This is a genomic window from Mycobacterium shunyiense, assembly GCF_058270035.1.
Genome location: NZ_JBZDPT010000007.1, coordinates 31,013 through 44,736 on the forward strand (window position 1 = coordinate 31,013; position 13,724 = coordinate 44,736).

The window sequence follows — 13,724 nt, forward strand, 5'->3', positions numbered from 1 at the left end:
CGGCGCGGAGGTGTGTAGAAGGAGATCGCCGTGCGTATCGTTTTCGACGGGGCACGCGACGAGAGGGGGCCACACACCGCATGTCCAGCGCACCACAGAAGACAGGCAGCGAATCGTCCGGGTCTGACACCCGGCCGCGTGAGGTTATGAACGTGGCAGTCCTCGCCGAATCCGAACTCGGCTCCGAAGCTCAGCGGGAGCGCCGCAAGCGCATCCTGGATGCGACGCTGGCCATCGCCTCCAAGGGCGGCTACGAGGCCGTCCAGATGCGTGCCGTGGCCGAACGGGCCGATGTCGCCGTCGGCACGCTCTACCGCTACTTCCCGTCCAAGGTCCACCTGCTGGTATCGGCCCTCGGCCGGGAGTTCGAGCGCATCGACGCCAAGACCGACCGTGCCGCACTGGCCGGCGGCACCCCCTACCAGCGGCTGAGCTTCATGGTCGGCAAGCTGAACCGCGCGATGCAGCGCAACCCGCTGCTCACCGAGGCCATGACGCGGGCCTTCGTCTTCGCCGACGCCTCGGCCGCGGGCGAGGTCGACCATGTCGGCAAGCTGATGGACTCGATGTTCGCCCGCGCGATGAGCGACGGCGAGCCGACCGAGGACCAGTACCACATCGCCCGGGTCATCTCCGACGTGTGGCTGTCGAACCTGCTGGCCTGGCTGACCCGCCGTGCCTCGGCCACCGACGTCAGCAAGCGACTCGACCTGGCTGTCCGGTTGCTCATCGGCGCCGAGGACAAACCTAAGATCTAGCGGGTGAGCCTTCCCGCTGACCTGACCCAAGCTCTGACGGCCGCGGCCCGCGTCGACCGGCTCCTGATCACCTCTGATTTCGACGGCACCCTGGCCCCGATCGTCAACAACCCGGCCGACGCGCGCCCACTGCGTGACGCCGCCAAGGCACTTGTCGCCCTCTCCGAACTTCCCGGCATCTCCACCGCCCTGATCTCCGGACGGGCCCTCGAGGTGCTGCGGGACCTGTCGGGTATGCCCGCGGCGGTGCACCTGGTCGGCAGCCACGGCGCCGAATTCGACTCCGGATTCACCCACCCCATCGATCGCGCCCTCCTCGACACGATCGCCGGTGAGCTGCAGGCGATTGCGGCCAGCCGGCCCGGGGTGACCGTCGAACTCAAACCGGCCAGCGTCGCACTACATGTGCGTAACGCCGAACCCGCCGACGCCGACTCCGCGCTGCTGCAGGCTCATGCGGCGTCAAAGGCCTGGGATGCCGAGTTGACCGAGGGCAAGGCCGTCCTCGAGTTCGCCGTGATCACCACCGACAAGGGCGAAGCGATCGACATCCTGCGCGACCAGCATGAAGCGTCGGTGGTGATCTACTTCGGCGACGACGTCACCGACGAGAAGGCGTTCCGCCGGTTGCGCGACGGCGACGTCGGCGTCAAGGTCGGACCCGGCGAGACCTTGGCCACCTACCGGGTCGACGAGCCCGAAGATGTTGGGGCAGCACTGAAGTACCTACTCGACGCGCGCCGCTGACGCCGAAATGGCATTCCAGCAGGAAAAGTGCGAGTGACCACCTGCCGGAATGCCGTTTCGGCGGAATGGGGCGAAGCAGACTAGGCCGGCGGCCCCGATGTCCGGCCCCGCACCACCTCGGTCTCGAGCACGTCGATCACCGGCAGCCCGTCCCGCGGCGGATTGTGCAGCAACTCACCGGCCCGCCGGCCCTTGGCCATACTGGACTGCACCACCGTGGACAGGCCGCGCCGCAACGCCTCCGGCACCCCGTCGAATCCCGTGACCGTCATCTGCCCCGGCACGTAGATGCCACGGGAACGCAGATAATCCATGGCCGACAAGGCCAGTACGTCGGCGGTGCACATCAGCGCAGTGATGCGGGGATTGGCCTCCAGCGCCGCCTCGGCGGCCGCTCCGCCGGACGTCGGTAGATGGTCGTAGCTCTCCACCACCGTCAGCGTGTCCGGCGCCAGGCCGGCAGCCGTCATCGCGTCGTACACGCCGTGAATCCGTTCGCGCTGCACATGAAAATGCGGGGACAATACCCGATCCGGATCTGCCAGTGCGGGTTTCATGCTCTCGTGCGGCCAGTCCCGGCCCAACCGCATGGTCAGCAGGCCGATGTGTTGGTGGCCCAGCTCCAGCACATGCTCGGTAAGCCGCCGCATCCCGCCGCGATCGTCGATGCTGACCCGCGACACCCCGGGAACGTCCTTGGGCTGATCCACCACCACGACCGGCAACTGCCGCTGACGCACCACCGACAGATACGGATCATCGTCGGAGGCCGAGTACACCACGAATCCGTCGACGCCCGCCGCGAGCACCGCCGCCGAGCCATCCTCGAAACTGCGGTTCGGCCCGATGGCCACCAATAACAGCCCCTGACCCGCCGCCTCGCAGGATTCGGCAAGCCCCGCAACGAAATCGAGCGCAGCGGGATCACTGAACGAATAGTTGAGCGGCTCGGTGATGATCAGCCCCACCGCCCCGGCCTTACGGGTGCGCAGGGAACGGGCCACCGGATCCGGTCCGGCATAGCCCAGCCGCTTGGCCGCATCGAAGATCCGATCGCGAAGCTCGGCGGACAACTGGTCGGGACGGTTGTAGGCGTTGGAGATCGTGGTGCGCGAAACCTTCAGTTCGGCGGCCAACGAAGCCAGAGTGGCCCGCCGCGGCGGGTGGGGACTCCTTGGCATGCTTTCTGAGGCTAGCCGATAGACGAATTCCTCACCCGATCAACCGTCCACACCGCCAGCCAGATGCCACACGCGATCGTGACGATGACGAAGCTCGGCGGCATGTTGAAGATTGCCGACACGGCGAGCCCCGCCCATACCGAGACCACGCTGATCACGGTCGAGATGGTCATCGCGAGGACCGGTCGGGCCGTCACCATGATTGCCGTCGCCGCCGGAGTGACCACGAGTGCGAACAGCAGCAGCGTGCCGACGGCCAGCACGGCCATCGTCACCGCGATGCCGAGCAGAACCATGAACAGCACCGACAACGCGCGGACCGGCACCCCTTTCGCCTCGGCCACCTGGGCGTTGACCGACGCGAACAGCAGTGGGCGGAAAACGATTACGACCGCGGCCGCCAGCACCACCAACAGCGCGGTGAACATCAGCAGCTGCTGGTGGGTGATGGCCAGCAGATTGCCGAACAACACGTTGGTCAGCGTCGACGAGTTCTTGGTGGCCAACGAATTGAAGAACAGGCCGAAGCCGGTGGCCAGGGCCAGCACCGTGCCGGTGGCCACCTCGCGGTCGTGGGCCCGCTTGCCCAGCGCCCCGATCACCAGGGCCCCGCCGACACAGAAGGCCCCCAGCCCCAGGCCCACCGGAAGGCCGAGCAACGCCGCACCGGTGGCACCCGGCAGACCGATGTGCGCCAGCGCATGGGCAGCGAACGCGGTATTGCGCACGATGACGAAATAGCCGATCAGCCCGGCGGCCAACGCCACCAAGGTGCCGCCGATCAGCGCATTGCGCATGAACGCTGACGTCAGGATCTGCCACCAGTTGTGCTGATAGCCCAGTGCCAGAGTGCTTTGGGCGAAGGTGCCCTGCCCCAGCAGACCCGCCGACATCACACGCTCCTCATGTACATCTGCCCCAGCGGGGTGTGGGCCACCTGCACCTGCGTTCCGTAGAGGTGGGTCAGCAGGTCGGCGTCCACCACCTGGTCGATGGCGGCGTGGTGCGCGTGCCCGTCGAGCAGATATATCGCGCTGTCGAGCACGCTGAGCAGCGGGTTGAGGTCATGGGCGACAACGAGAATCGTCACACCGAGGTCTTGGTTGAGCTTGGCCAGCAACTGCACGATCTCGTGTTGGTTGCGCAGGTCGAGGGCGGCCAACGGCTCATCGAGGATCAACATCTTCGGATGTCCGACAAGGGCGTTGGCCAGTGCGATGCGCTGCCTTTGCCCGCCCGACAGCTCGGACAGCCGCATGGTCGCGAACCCGGTGGCCTCGACCCACTCCAGGGCCTCGTCGACCCGATTGCGGTCGGCGGCCGAGGTGCGGGTGAAACCCCAACGCCGGCCGGTGAGCCCGAGGGTCACCGCACCACGGGCCCGGATGGCCTCCCCCGCGCCTGCCGCGTAATCCTGAGGGACGTAACCGATGAGGTCGTTGTGTTCACCCGGCGCGCCGCCGAGCACCCGCACCGAACCCGAGGCGGCCGGCAACAGGCCCAGGATGACCTGCAGCATCGTGGACTTGCCCGATCCGTTGGACCCGATCAACGCCACGATGCCACCGGTCGGGATCTCGAAGGTGCCCTCCGACCAGATCAGCCGGCCCCCACGCACGGCACTGACGTCGTCGAAGACCAGCGCGGGCGGGTTGGCGGTATCAGGGTCGGCTGTTTCGGGTGGCACTAGGCCTGCACTCCGAGCGCCTTGGCGAGCGCGGTCAATTGGTTCACCTGCCAAGCCTCGAACGAATCCGTTCCCGGCGCCACCGTTTCGGTGACATCGACGACCGGAATTCCGGCGCTCTCGGCGGCTGCCCGGATCTGCTGGGGCAGCGAGCCCTCGGTCTGGGTGTTGTAGATCAGCACATCGGCGCCGTGATCGGCGAGCAGTCGCAGGAACGCGTCCAGATCGGCCGGTGACGGTTCGGTGTCGTTGGACGACGCGGCCTGATAGCCAGCGGGTGTCTGATTGACCAGGCCGACCGCGGCTGCCATGTCGTCGAACACGGTTTCGGTGGCGGCATAGCGCTTACCGGGCGCCTTGGTCTTGATATCGGTGATCAGTTGTTGGTAGGGCTGCATCGAGGTCGTGAACTCGGCGCGGCGCTGCGCGAAGTAATCCTTTGCGTCCGGAGCCATTTGGCTCAGTTCCTCGGTCACCGCATCGGCCACGCCGGTCACCGCGACCGGGTCGTACCAGGCGTGCGGGTTGGCCGAGGGATCGTCGGACTCACCGACGGCGCGCAGCACGATGGCATCCGGTGCCGTGCTCTGGGCGAGCTTGGTCGCCCACTCGTCGTAGTGGCCACCGTTGATGACGACCAGTTGGGCGCCCTGGAACTTGGCCGCGTCCGCGGGCGCGGGTTCGAAGTCGTGGGGATCGACCGACGAGCCGGCCACCACGGTGGTCACCTTGGCGCAGTCGCCCCCCAGGGCGGACACGATGTCGCCCCACTGGTCGACGCTGACGACCACGTTGACCGGCGTGGTCACGCAGTTCCCACCGGCCTCGGGTTGCTGGGTTTCTTCTGAGCCGCAGGCGGCGAGGGCGAACGGTGTGGCCAGCAACAACGCGGCGGCCACGGCGCGGAGATTCAGGGGCGGGAGCACGGCGATAACGATAACCGTTTGCATTAGCCGATGCACGCCCGGATGATGATTTATTGAAAATCGTTTTCATTAAGGAGTCCGATGTCCGACCTGCTGCCCGTCACCGTCCTGTCCGGCTTTCTCGGCGCCGGGAAGACCACGCTGCTCAACCACATCCTGGCCAACCGTGAGGGCAGACGCGTCGCGGTGATCGTCAACGACATGAGCGAGGTCAACATCGATGCCGCCCTCATCGCCGGACAGGGACACCTCGACCGCACCGAAGAGAAGCTCGTCGAGCTGACAAACGGCTGCATCTGCTGCACGCTGCGCGAAGACCTGGTCGAGGCGGTTGGCGCGCTGGCCCGCCAGAACCGCTTCGACCAGCTCGTCATCGAATCAACCGGGATCTCCGAACCCATGCCCGTGGCCGCCACCTTCAGCTGGGAATTCGAGGATGGCTTCCGACTCGGCGAACTCGCCCGGCTGGACACCCTGGTGACGGTGGTCGACGCGTCCACGTTCCTGACCGAGATCGTTCGCGGGGAGGGCCTGGCCGACCGGGACCTGTCCGCCGGCGAGGGCGATGCCCGCAGCATCTCCGACCTTCTCACCGATCAGGTGGAGTTCGCCGACGTCATCCTGCTCAACAAAACCGACCTGGTGAGCCCGGCGATCCTCGACACCGTCCACACGCTGCTGCGCAGACTCAATCCGACCGCCAAGCTGATCCGGACCGACCACGGCATCGTCGACATCGGCGAAGTACTCGGCACCGGGCTGTTCGATCCCGAGGCGGCCGCCCAGACGCCGGGCTGGGATGAGGAGATCGCCGACGGACACACGCCCGAAACCGAGGAGTACGGCATCAGCTCGATGACCTTCCGCTCCGATCGGCCGTTTCATCCCCAGCGCCTCGGCGACGCGCTCGGTCAGGTGACAAGGGTCTTGCGCAGCAAGGGATTCTGCTGGATCGCGAGCCGTCCGACGATCGCCGCCATCTGGTCGCAAGCCGGCCCCAACCTGGCGATCGAACCGGCGCAGTACTGGTCGGGCACCGAGATCGCGCCGGGTCAGGAGATCGTGTTCATCGGAATCAAGCTCGACCGGGACATGGTCCGCCGGCTACTCGACGGCGCCCTGCTGACCGACGCCGAACTGGCCGAGGGGCAGCAGGCCTGGGTCGGCTATCCCGATCCGCTACCGGCCTGGAGCGTCACCCACTCGCACTGAGCAGCCTGCGCCCCGTTTGGGGACGAGGACGTCGTCGACCTTCTCCACCGCACGCCTAAGCTCGATTCGTGTCCGAGCACGCCTTCAGCCCCGACGAGCGCCGCGCCGTCTACCGGGCCATCACCGAACGGCGCGACATGCGCCAGTTCGTACCCGGCAGCGCCGTCGCGCCCGAGGTCCTCGGCCGGTTGTTGCAGGCCGCTCACGCAGCACCGAGCGTGGGTCTGATGCAGCCCTGGCGGTTCATCCGGATCACCGACGACGCCTTGCGCAGAAAGATCCACTCACTGGTCGACGAGGAACGGGTCAACACTGCGGACGCTCTCGGCTCACGCGGCGACGAGTTCCTGGCACTGAAAGTAGAGGGCATCCTCGACTGCGCCGAACTGTTCGTCGTCGCCCTCGGCGAGAACCGAGACCGGCACATCTTCGGCCGCCGCACGCTGCCTCAGATGGACCTGGCGTCGGTGTCGTGCGCGATCCAGAACATGTGGCTGGCCGCCCGCGCCGAAGGTCTCGGCATGGGGTGGGTGTCGATTTTCCAGCCGCTGCCGCTTGCGGAACTGATGGGCATGCCCGATGACGCCGAACCGGTCGCGATCCTGTGCCTGGGCCCGGTGCCCGAGTTCCCGGACCGGCCGGTGCTGGAGATCGAGCACTGGACCGTCGGGCGCCCGCTTCCCGAATTCGTGTCGGAGAACGGCTGGCCGGACGCACCGTCGTCCTAGGCTGGTTGCGTGGCTGAATCCGTCGACCTCAATGCCGATCTGGGCGAGGGCTTCGGCGCGTGGGAACTCGGCGACGACGAAGCCATGCTCGGGGTCGTCACCAGTGCCAATGTGGCCTGCGGTTTCCACGCCGGCGACCCGGCGCTGTTGCTGCGCACCTGCCGCCAGGCCGCGGCCAGAGGCGTGCGGGTCGGAGCCCAGGTCAGTTACCGCGACCTGGCCGGGTTCGGCAGACGCTTCATCGATGTCACACCCGAGGATCTGACCGCCGAGGTGATCTACCAGATCGGCGCACTGCAGGCCATCGCCCGTGCGGCAGGGACCACCGTCGCCTACGTGAAACCCCATGGCGCGCTGTACAACACCATTGTCAGTCACCGGGAGCAGGCCGCCGCGGTGGCGGCCGCGGTGCACGGCGTCGACGCCGGCCTGCCGGTGTTGGGTCTGTCGAGCTCGGTGTTCTTCGAGGAGGCCGGGAAGCTCGGTCTGCGCACCGTTGCCGAGGCGTTCGCCGACCGCGCCTACCAACCCGACGGCACACTGGTGTCACGCCGCGAACCTGGAGCCGTGCTGCACGATCCCGTGGAGATCGCCGAACGGGTGGTGGGCATGGTCACCACCCGGCAGACCACCGCCGTGGACGGATCGGTCATCCCGGTAACGGTGGAATCGGTTTGCGTACATGGCGATTCACCGGGGGCGGTAGACATCGCCACAGCAGTACGCGAACATCTGCTCGCCGGCGGGATTCAGCTGTCGCCCTTCACCTAGCCTGACACTCCGCTGACTATTGGTAATGATTACCATTTCCATATGCTCCGGTTTTCCCGCGTCCGCGACCAGCTCAAAGTCGCCGCAATGACCTGGTTCGTCCGGCTCCTGCGGTTGATCGTCGTGATCGCCGAGTGGTGGCCCGTTACGTCACCGACCAAGCCGACCCGCCCGGACGATCAGCGGGGCGGCTCGATGGGCAGCGTGGGTCCGCCGTAGGGCGTCGGGATGGTGTAGCGGCCCGGCGGCGTCGGATCGGCCGTGGTCGCCAGGTCCGCCCCCGCCGGAGGACCCGCCGTGTCGTCGCCGGCAGGCCGCGGAGCATTACGCGCACCGCGAACCAGCAGGCTCGGGTCGTCATCGTGGCAATACGTGTACAGATTCGGCTCCGGATAGTCGGCGGCCGAGGGAGGCCGACGGGGCGTTCCGTAATCACAGGCGTAACGCGGATAGATGTCGGCGGTCACCCACAGCCCGTGTTCGTGCATCGTGCTGATGAAGGCCTCCAGCGCGGAACCCCGGTAGTCGGGGAAGAGCGCATCGAGGGCCGGAACCCGGACATAGGACAGCCGCGCCACCGTGGCCAGATTTCCCAGCAACTGCACCATGGTGTCCGAGTTGTCGGTGAACAGACCGTCGATCGCGCCCAGCGTCGCCGGGGACCCACCGAGGAGCTCCCGGTAGCCGTCCTGCATCCCGGCGACTCCGGCCATCGTGTGGCGCAGATTGGTTGCCGTGGCGGCGATCCCGCTGTTGACATCCACCGCCGAAGACAGCACGACCCGGCTGCTGCGGATGATGTCCACCGTTTCGGGCAGCACTGAATCCAGCGTCGACAGCAGGAACATGCCGCCGTCGACGATCGCAGAGAGTTTCTCCGGCCCGGCGCCACTCAGGCTCAGCTCGGCCTTGACCCGCTCCAGCTTCTGCGGATCCACCTGCGCCAGAACCCCGTCGGCATGGGCCAGCAGCTCGGCCATCGAGACCGGCACGGCGGTGCGGACGCGGGAGATCACCGCGCCGTCTGCCAAATACGGCCCGTCCTCGGATGTCGCGGCGAAGTCGACGTACTGTTCGCCGGCCGCCGACAGCGCCGAGACCCGGACCGAGCTCGATGCCGGTATCTGCACATCGTCGGCAACGCGCAGGACCGCCTCGACACCGTCCGGGGTGAACGCGAGGTGCTCGACCTTCCCCACCCGCACTCCGCGCATCGTCACATCCTGGTTGGGCAACAGCCCCCCGGACTCCGAAAGTTGAACAGTCACCTGGTATGTCGCGCCCAGGGGCCGTACCTGCAGCACGCCGGTCATCAGGTAGTAGACCGATACGACGAGCGTGAGCGCCAGCGCCGTGAGAGCCGCCCAGGCACTACGCCGGGTGCCGCTCACGGTTGAGGTCCTCGACCGACCACCCGCTCCTGCAACCGCCAGAGCACGAATTTCAGGGATCCGACGAGCTGGTGCCAATCGGCCCGTTTGGGTCCGTGGAATCCGGGATCCCCCGAGAACCCGGCGTCCGGGATGGATCCGAGGACGAGCCGGTCGATCCCGGCCGCGCCCGCCATCGACGTACCCGCGGTCATCTTGACGAACGGCGCGTACAGCCGGTTCAGTGAGGCCAGGCTGGTTTGCGGGTCCACGACGACGTCGTTGAATGCGCGCGCGATCGCGTCCGCGTCGGCGATCACGCTGCGGCCGCTGGTGTCCGTTCCCGCGATGGACGGGAACTTGGCCAGGTTCTGCGAGATGTCACCGAGGGTGAGGACGAGGTCGGTCACCTGGCCGGTGTTGTCGGCCAGTGTCTCGGTGGCCGGCGCCGCGGCCTGCAGGAGATCGCTGACTTCTTGATTCTTGGTCTGCAGCAGCTCGGCCAGTCGTGTCGTCTCGGTCATCGCGGAATCGAGTTGTGCCGAGCGGGCATTCACTGTGCCGAGTAGTCGGTTCGACTTGGCCACCAGGTCGCCGAAGGCCCGGCCGTCAGGCCCGGCGGCCTTGCCCATGCCGTTGACGATGTTGGTCAGGTTGTGGACGGCACCCCCGTTGACGAGGACCGCCGCCGAGCTCAGCACCGACTCGACCGTCGCCGCGGCCGTGGTGGAGTCGAGGCCGATGCGATCACCGTCTCGCAGCGGACTCGTCCCGGCCGTGGCTGTACGGGGCGGAATTATCGAGACGAACACATCGCCCAGCGGTGTGGCCGAGCGGAGTTCTGCTGTGCTGCCCACCGGTAGCTGAACATCGTCGCTGATCCGCAAGGTGGTCACCGCAGTGAAGTCGCGGGCGGTCATGTCCTCGACCTGACCGATGTCGGCACCGGCGAGCTTGACCTTGGCGTGCTCGGGCAGATTGAGCGCGTTGGCGAACACCACGGTCAGCCGGTAACCGCCGGATCCGAGACCCGGGGCGGGCAATGGCAGGTCGGCCAGACCGTTCGTGGCGCACCCCGCGGTCAGTAGCACGGCCGACAGCAGCCCCAGCGTTCGGCGCAGATATCCCTGTATCGCAATCATTTCTGCCCCATCGCCGCGAGGCCGTCGAGCATGTTGGTCAGCCCGAAATCGGGGCCGTAGTCCTGCAGGGTGCCGGTGCTGCACCCGAGCTGGCGCAGACCCATCATGTTGCAGACCTCCTTGGCCATCTGGCCGTCGAACACCATGCGGTCGGCCAGGAAGTGGGCGCGGATCGCACCGTTGCGCTGGTCGATCGCGTTGTAGAGGTTGTCGGCCATCAGGGGAAGCACGTCGAAGAACTCCGCGAGTTCGCGCTGGCGGTCATTCAGTGTCTGCATGCTGGTGTCGCCATTGGCGATTCCCTGCTTGATCAGGTCGCGATTTGCCGTCAGGATCTGTCCGGTCTGCTCGACGACATCGTTGAGTTGCTTGCCGGTGGTGCCCGAACCGAAGTCTTCCGCTGCCAGGATCTCGCTGAGTTGGCGTACCACGGAACCGAATTCACGTAGCTTCGCGTCGTTGCCCGCCGCGGCATCAAGCAGGGAACTGAGGTTGGTGATGATGGTGGTCACCTGTTGGCGGGTGCGGGTTCCGCCGTCGGAACTCAACCGCAGTGCACGCGACAGTTCGTCCAAGGCCCCGCTGATCTGGTCACCGTTCCCGGCGATCACTCCGTCACCCGCGTTCTGCAGGTCGGCCACGGGCCCGCCTCCTGCCCCGTCGCCCCGCAACGATGTCGCCAGCTTGTCGAGCATCCCGAGCACCCGGTCGAATTCCACCGGGGTCTTCGTGCGATGCAAGCCGATGGTGTCGCCATCGCGCAACGTGGTTCCCCCGCGGTACGGGGGTGACAGCTCGATCTGGCGGTCGGTGAGAATCGAGGTGGACAGGGTCACCGCCTCGACGTCCGCCGGTATCGCGACCGTCTCGTCGACGGTGAAGGCGACCTCGGCATAGCTGCCCTTCGGCGTCACCCTGGTGACCTCACCTACCGGAATTCCCAGTACCGCCACCACGTTTCCCACATAGAGGCCGGCCGCGCTGTCGAACTGCGCGGTGACGGTGATGCTGCGGTTGCGGTGGCCGAACAGGTGCCAGCCCACTGCGGCGGCGATCACCAACACGGTGATCGTCGCGGCGGCCTGCACCAGGCGCTTGTGTCTGCCGATCATTTGCAGTCCTTGAGGTATGGGATCATCCCGAACTGTTCGGCCCGGCCGCTGATGGCGCACATCCAGGAATCGATGAGGGCACCGGCCGGGGCGTTGGTCTCGATGGCGTTGCCGAAGCCGGTGGCATTCGCGATCTGGCGGATCGGAACCGGTGCGATCTGCAACAGGTTTCGGAAAAGGGCATCCTGCTGCGCGAATTTCTCACTCAGCTGTTGCATCGTCGACAGCACATCGTCGACCGCGGCGCGGTCGTGCACGGCAATGGTGTGCAGTGAGTTCAACACGGACCGAAGAGACTGCATCAGGGCGTGGAATGCTGCCGACCGCGCCACGAAGTCGCCCACCAGTTCCTGCCCCTGCCGAACGAAGTTGCCGATCTCGGACTGCTGCCGTCGCAGCATGCTGGTGACGTGTTCGGTGTTGGTCAGAAGACTGCCCAGCTGGTCGCGTCGTTGCGCGATCACCGATGAGAGGGCGCGCACGTTGTCCATCGCCTGGGGCACCACCGAAGGCAATCCGTCCAGTTGCCGGCTCAGCACATCGAGGGACTCAGCGATGCGATCCGCGTCGACTTGCTCGAAGGTTCTGGTCGAATCAGCAAGGGCGGCTTGTAGATCGTAGGGAACCTCGGTGTGGGCCAGATCGATGGTTCGGTCCGCGGGCACCCCGTCCCCACCCGGCCGCAGGTCCAGATAACGAGACCCGAACAGCGTGGTCACCTTGATCGCAGCGCGGGTGTCGCGGCCCACCGGAACGTCGTCGCGGACGCGGATCTCGGCCTCGACGTGGTCCCCGGCGAGGCGCACGGCGGCGACTGTGCCCACCGGGATGCCCGCGACCGCCACGATGTCGTCGGGGCGCAACGCCGCCGCCTGAAGGAATTTCGCTGTATAGCGCTGATACCCGATGCCGGCCTCCTTGACCAGCAGCATCGCCGCGATCAGGCCCCCCACCGTGAGCACGGCCAGCAATCCGAGCCAGGCCTTCCTGGACACCTGGTCAGCCATTGGCCATGCTCCTGCACTTGGGAGTGTGCTTGGCGGTGCCGCCCGGTGTCGCAGCATCGACGATGATCGGCACGACGTCGTTGAGCCCCGGGAAGAATCCGTAGGCATTGACGTCACACGCATAGGCGTTCATGTAGGCCCCCTCGCCGAACACCCGTGACAGTCCCTTCAACAGCAGCGGCGTGTTGAGCCCCGTGTAGGCGATCTGCGGTTCGATGTCGAGCATGTGGCGGGTGTAGCCGGGCTCTCGGTTGAGCATGCCCCGGATGGTCGGTTGCACGTCTTGTGCGATCCGCGACAGATTGCCGGCCGCCGCCGTCGTAGCGCCCAGGGACGACACCAGGGGTTCGCGGCGGTCGTCGAAGGCGGCCACCGCACTCCGCGCCGCGGTGATGGTGCGTTCGAATTGGTCGTTCTGACCGGACAAATTACCCACAACACCGTCCATCCCGGCGATCACGCGATCGAGGGCCCGGTCTTCGCCTACGAAAGTCTCAGTGAGAACCGATGTCTGGTCGACCAACCGCGTAATCGCGGCGGTGTCCCCCTGCAGCGACCCGACAACTGCGTTGGTCAGGTTGTTCACCTGGTCGGGGTCCAGCACGGCGAACAGGGGCTCATAGCCGTTGAGCAGGGTGCCGATGTCGAAGGACGGCTCGGTGCGATCGACCCCGATCACCGCCCCGCCCGGGAGTCCGGTGACCGGACCTTCACGACCGCGGTCCAACGCGAGATACCGCTGCCCGACGATGTTCTGGTAGTTGACCGATGCGACGGTGCCTGTGGTGAGCCCGTGGCCGTCCTGCACGATGAACGAGACCTTCGCCAGGGTTCCCTGCAACTCGATCGCCTGTACGCGGCCGACCCGGACACCGGCCACGCGCACGTCGTCGCCCTCGCGCAATCCGAAGACGTCGGTGAACACCGCCGAGTAGGACGAGGCCGGACCGCTGACGTCGCGCCGCAGCGTGACATAGACCAGCCACGTCAACACGGTGGCCACCACCAGGAACAGGCACAGCCCCAGCAGCGGCCCACGGCGTCGTACCGACTCGCCGCTCAGGGCAAAACTGGACATCGAAT

General features: G+C 66.7%; 15 protein-coding genes. 6 read left to right on the forward strand and 9 right to left on the reverse strand.

The window, feature by feature from the left end; translation table 11 throughout:
• Window positions 1-152 precede the first annotated feature (152 nt).
• Together kstR and otsB are read left to right on the forward strand one after the other, a co-directional pair.
• Window positions 153-758, forward strand: coding sequence for a cholesterol catabolism transcriptional regulator KstR (gene kstR, locus AC4ELS_RS06585; RefSeq protein ID WP_164480958.1), 606 nt, complete (start codon window positions 153-155; stop codon window positions 756-758).
• A 3-nt stretch (window positions 759-761) separates the two neighbouring features.
• On the forward strand, window positions 762-1,505 hold the full coding sequence (gene otsB / locus AC4ELS_RS06590) for a trehalose-phosphatase (protein ID WP_499046478.1): 744 nt from the start codon (window positions 762-764) through the stop codon (window positions 1,503-1,505).
• 80 nt (window positions 1,506-1,585) lie between these two features.
• On the opposite strand, the gene AC4ELS_RS06595 is transcribed toward otsB, so the two are convergent.
• The 4 genes from AC4ELS_RS06595 to AC4ELS_RS06610 are packed head-to-tail and all read right to left on the reverse strand — an operon-like array spanning window position 1,586 to window position 5,323.
• The gene (locus AC4ELS_RS06595; protein ID WP_448445517.1) at window positions 1,586-2,686 is read right to left on the reverse strand and encodes an Rv3575c family transcriptional regulator; all 1,101 of its coding nucleotides are present in this window, start codon (window positions 2,684-2,686) and stop codon (window positions 1,586-1,588) included.
• Between the two features lie 11 nt (window positions 2,687-2,697).
• Window positions 2,698-3,579 carry a metal ABC transporter permease gene (locus AC4ELS_RS06600; RefSeq protein WP_499046480.1) on the reverse strand — a complete coding sequence of 294 codons (882 nt, stop codon included), beginning with the start codon at window positions 3,577-3,579 and terminating at the stop codon, window positions 2,698-2,700.
• The gene (locus tag AC4ELS_RS06605) at window positions 3,579-4,373 is read right to left on the reverse strand and encodes a metal ABC transporter ATP-binding protein (RefSeq protein ID WP_499046483.1); all 795 of its coding nucleotides are present in this window, start codon (window positions 4,371-4,373) and stop codon (window positions 3,579-3,581) included. Before AC4ELS_RS06605 ends, AC4ELS_RS06600 begins: the two co-directional genes overlap by 1 nt.
• Window positions 4,373-5,323 (reverse strand): metal ABC transporter solute-binding protein, Zn/Mn family, encoded by a 951-nt coding sequence (locus AC4ELS_RS06610; RefSeq protein ID WP_064883825.1) that lies wholly within the window; start codon window positions 5,321-5,323, stop codon window positions 4,373-4,375. Before AC4ELS_RS06610 ends, AC4ELS_RS06605 begins: the two co-directional genes overlap by 1 nt.
• 57 nt (window positions 5,324-5,380) lie before the next feature.
• Between AC4ELS_RS06610 and AC4ELS_RS06615 the strand changes: the two genes are divergently transcribed.
• The 4 genes from AC4ELS_RS06615 to AC4ELS_RS06630 all read left to right on the forward strand — a co-directional run bounded on the left by AC4ELS_RS06615 (window position 5,381) and on the right by AC4ELS_RS06630 (window position 8,229).
• Entirely contained in the window at window positions 5,381-6,511 is a 1,131-nt protein-coding gene (locus tag AC4ELS_RS06615; RefSeq protein WP_064883827.1) for a GTP-binding protein, read from the forward strand.
• 68 nt (window positions 6,512-6,579) lie between these two features.
• Window positions 6,580-7,239 (forward strand): 5,6-dimethylbenzimidazole synthase, encoded by a 660-nt coding sequence (bluB, locus tag AC4ELS_RS06620; protein ID WP_064883829.1) that lies wholly within the window; start codon window positions 6,580-6,582, stop codon window positions 7,237-7,239.
• A 9-nt stretch (window positions 7,240-7,248) separates the two neighbouring features.
• A complete protein-coding gene (locus AC4ELS_RS06625; protein WP_448445509.1) occupies window positions 7,249-8,010 on the forward strand; it encodes a LamB/YcsF family protein in 762 nt (253 codons plus the stop codon).
• Between the two features lie 42 nt (window positions 8,011-8,052).
• The gene (locus AC4ELS_RS06630) at window positions 8,053-8,229 is read left to right on the forward strand and encodes a hypothetical protein (protein ID WP_448445507.1); all 177 of its coding nucleotides are present in this window, start codon (window positions 8,053-8,055) and stop codon (window positions 8,227-8,229) included.
• Here the strand turns inward: AC4ELS_RS06630 and AC4ELS_RS06635 are convergent.
• Genes AC4ELS_RS06635 through AC4ELS_RS06655 form a run of 5 tightly spaced genes read right to left on the reverse strand, consistent with a single transcriptional unit; the run spans window position 8,190 to window position 13,719 of the window.
• Entirely contained in the window at window positions 8,190-9,401 is a 1,212-nt protein-coding gene (locus tag AC4ELS_RS06635) for an MlaD family protein (protein ID WP_499046486.1), read from the reverse strand. The two genes, AC4ELS_RS06630 and AC4ELS_RS06635, sit on opposite strands and share 40 nt — an antisense overlap.
• Window positions 9,398-10,522 carry an MlaD family protein gene (locus AC4ELS_RS06640; protein WP_463794470.1) on the reverse strand — a complete coding sequence of 375 codons (1,125 nt, stop codon included), beginning with the start codon at window positions 10,520-10,522 and terminating at the stop codon, window positions 9,398-9,400. The genes AC4ELS_RS06635 and AC4ELS_RS06640 overlap by 4 nt, the downstream gene beginning before the upstream one ends.
• Window positions 10,519-11,634, reverse strand: a complete 1,116-nt coding sequence (locus AC4ELS_RS06645; protein WP_499046489.1) for an MCE family protein — start codon at window positions 11,632-11,634, stop codon at window positions 10,519-10,521. The genes AC4ELS_RS06640 and AC4ELS_RS06645 overlap by 4 nt, the downstream gene beginning before the upstream one ends.
• Complete coding sequence (locus AC4ELS_RS06650) at window positions 11,631-12,641, reverse strand: MlaD family protein (RefSeq protein ID WP_448445499.1); 1,011 nt, start codon at window positions 12,639-12,641, stop codon at window positions 11,631-11,633. The genes AC4ELS_RS06645 and AC4ELS_RS06650 overlap by 4 nt, the downstream gene beginning before the upstream one ends.
• Window positions 12,634-13,719: an MCE family protein gene (locus tag AC4ELS_RS06655; protein WP_448445497.1), complete on the reverse strand. Its 1,086-nt coding sequence runs from the start codon at window positions 13,717-13,719 to the stop codon at window positions 12,634-12,636. The genes AC4ELS_RS06650 and AC4ELS_RS06655 overlap by 8 nt, the downstream gene beginning before the upstream one ends.
• Between the last annotated feature and the right edge of the window lie 5 nt (window positions 13,720-13,724).

Bases quoted from the DNA above. Each gene is read 5' to 3' on its own strand.
- AC4ELS_RS06595 (WP_448445517.1), bottom strand. From the start codon at position 2,686: ATGCCAAGGAGTCCCCACCCGCCGCGGCGGGCCACTCTGGCTTCGTTG.
- AC4ELS_RS06600 (WP_499046480.1), bottom strand. From the start codon at position 3,579: ATGTCGGCGGGTCTGCTGGGGCAGGGCACCTTCGCCCAAAGCACTCTG.
- AC4ELS_RS06610 (WP_064883825.1), bottom strand. From the start codon at position 5,323: ATGCAAACGGTTATCGTTATCGCCGTGCTCCCGCCCCTGAATCTCCGC.
- AC4ELS_RS06615 (WP_064883827.1), top strand. From the start codon at position 5,381: ATGTCCGACCTGCTGCCCGTCACCGTCCTGTCCGGCTTTCTCGGCGCC.
- AC4ELS_RS06630 (WP_448445507.1), top strand. From the start codon at position 8,053: ATGCTCCGGTTTTCCCGCGTCCGCGACCAGCTCAAAGTCGCCGCAATG.
- AC4ELS_RS06640 (WP_463794470.1), bottom strand. From the start codon at position 10,522: ATGATTGCGATACAGGGATATCTGCGCCGAACGCTGGGGCTGCTGTCG.
- AC4ELS_RS06645 (WP_499046489.1), bottom strand. From the start codon at position 11,634: ATGATCGGCAGACACAAGCGCCTGGTGCAGGCCGCCGCGACGATCACC.
- AC4ELS_RS06650 (WP_448445499.1), bottom strand. From the start codon at position 12,641: ATGGCTGACCAGGTGTCCAGGAAGGCCTGGCTCGGATTGCTGGCCGTG.
- AC4ELS_RS06655 (WP_448445497.1), bottom strand. From the start codon at position 13,719: ATGTCCAGTTTTGCCCTGAGCGGCGAGTCGGTACGACGCCGTGGGCCG.